Source organism: Vogesella mureinivorans (assembly GCF_007644035.1).
Lineage (GTDB): Bacteria > Pseudomonadota > Gammaproteobacteria > Burkholderiales > Chromobacteriaceae > Vogesella > Vogesella mureinivorans.
This window is the reverse complement of the sequence record NZ_VMTV02000281.1, coordinates 1-292: the sequence shown is the minus strand read 5'-3', so window position 1 is coordinate 292 and position 292 is coordinate 1. Positions and strand designations below refer to the sequence as shown.

Here is a 292-nt window from a genome sequence, read left to right as displayed (position 1 = left end):
GCTTTCACCCTGAACAGCGTCCTCTGCGGCAGCCTCAGCCGCCGCACCCCTTCGCTTGGGCGCCTGCTGCGCTCGGTCGCAGATGATGCGGTCGATGGTGCGCGCGGCAATTCCGGCGCCATCCTCGCGCAGTTCCTGTCCGGGGTGTCGGAGCGCGTCGCGGACGCAGAGGTGCTGCAGCCGGCGGAGCTGGCGGAGGCGGCGGCTGCCGGCGCAGACGCTGCGCGCAAGGCGCTGTCCGAACCGCGCGAGGGCACCATCCTGAGTGTGATCCGTGCCTTCGCTGAGGGCC

General features: G+C 71.9%; 1 protein-coding gene. It reads left to right on the top strand.

Annotated elements, in window-relative coordinates:
- Positions 1-292, top strand: a 292-nt coding sequence (locus FLQ44_RS08285) for a DAK2 domain-containing protein (protein WP_147693977.1), incomplete at both ends; no start/stop codon positions are given.